Annotated in this window: 1 protein-coding gene; it reads left to right on the top strand. The window is 63.8% G+C overall.

What is annotated here, in order from left to right; translation table 11 throughout:
* Positions 1-181: 181 nt before the first annotated feature.
* Complete coding sequence (locus CK228_RS34570; RefSeq protein WP_063169227.1) at positions 182-1528, top strand: IS5 family transposase; 1347 nt, start codon at positions 182-184, stop codon at positions 1526-1528.
* Positions 1529-1551 lie beyond the last annotated feature (23 nt).

Raw genomic sequence — 1551 nt, 5'->3', positions numbered from 1 at the left:
GTCGGCCGTGAACTATCCGCAAGCCATTGATCTGGCCTGTTGATTGAGGCGGATAGCGGCTTTGGAATTGCAGGATTAGCGGTATTTGGACGCTGTTTTCCTGCAATTCGGTTTTGCGATTCCCTTGTGGCGCGGAGCGTGATTCACTCGGTTCGGCGGCGGCGAATCGAGGGGACAGCGAATGTCCAGGCCACGCGAGAAGCGCGAGACGGGAGAGCAGGACCTGTTCCGCTCCCGGCTCGACCAAATCATCAACATGAAGCACGAGCTGGTGCGGCTGGCGCAGGCGATCGACTGGCCGGTGCTGGAGGAGCGTTTCGGCGCCGTCTATTCGGACGGCCCCGGCATGCCGCCGCTGCCGACCCGGCTGATGGCGGGGCTGGCGATCCTCAAGCACACCTTCAACCTGTCGGATGAGGTGCTGTGCGAGCGCTGGGTGGAGAACCCTTATTTCCAGTATCTCACCGGCGAGACGTTCTTTTGCCATACGCTGCCGTTCGACCGCTCCTCGATGACGCGTTGGCGCAGCCGTATGGGCGAGGAGCGGATTATGGTGCTGTTGCAGGAGAGCCTCAGCCTCGCGGTCAAGACCGGGGCGATGAAACCGGCCGACACGCGCCAGGTGATCGTCGACACCACCGTGCAGCCGAAGAACGTCATGTTCCCGACCGACGCCAAGCTCATCCATCGGGCACGCGAACGGCTGGTGCGGCTGGCCAAGAGGACGGGTCTCCATTTGCGCCAGAGTTATGTGCGGGTCGGCAAGCTGGCGCTGATCAGCCACCAGCGCTATGCCCACGCCAAGCAGTTCAAGCGGGCCAACAAGGCGCTACGCAAGCTCAAGACCTATCTCGGCCGGACCATTCGCGACATTGGTCGCCAGATCGCCGGCGATCAGGGGCTGGACGCGCTGTTCAAATGGCCGCTCTACCAGGCCGCCACCGTTCTCGAGCAACGCCAGCGCCAGCGCGGCCGCAAGATCTACAGCCTGCACGCACACGAGGTGGAATGCATCGGCAAGGGCAAGGCGCATGCGCCCTACGAGTTCGGGGTGAAGGTGTCGGTGGCCACCACGCTGAAGCGCTCCAGGGGCGGCCAGTTCGCCCTGCATGCAAAAGCACTGCCCGGCAATCCCTATGACGGCCACACGCTGGCAAGCGTCATCCCCGACATGGAAAAGACCATCGGCAACGAGATCGGCCGCATCCTCGCCGACGCCGGCTATCGCGGCCACAACGCACCGCAGAGCCACAAGCTCAGGGTCTTCACCGCGGGCCAGAAACGCCGCGTCACCCCAGCCATCAAGCGCCAGATGCGACGGCGGTCGGCGGTCGAGCCCGTCATCGGCCACATCAAGAGCGAACACAGAATGGGCCGCAACTACCTCGCCGGCCAGCAGGGCGACACCCTCAACGCCATCCTGGCCGCCGCCGGCTACAACTTCTCCCTCCTGCTCAGGTGGCTGAAGGGGTTTTTGTCGCTCTTGATTGCCCTGCTTCAAATCCGGCCGAAGCCGGTCGCCGCTTAGGGCTCGGATTGTTCACGGTCGAC

The sequence above is a fragment of the Mesorhizobium sp. WSM4312 genome, from assembly GCF_002294875.1.
Lineage (GTDB): Bacteria > Pseudomonadota > Alphaproteobacteria > Rhizobiales > Rhizobiaceae > Mesorhizobium.
The sequence above is the reverse complement of the archived record's forward strand: the minus strand, read 5'-3'. Positions and strand labels throughout refer to the sequence as shown.

Coding starts and splice junctions, on each gene's coding strand:
- CK228_RS34570 (WP_063169227.1), top strand. CDS start 182: ATGTCCAGGCCACGCGAGAAGCGCGAGACGGGAGAGCAGGACCTGTTC.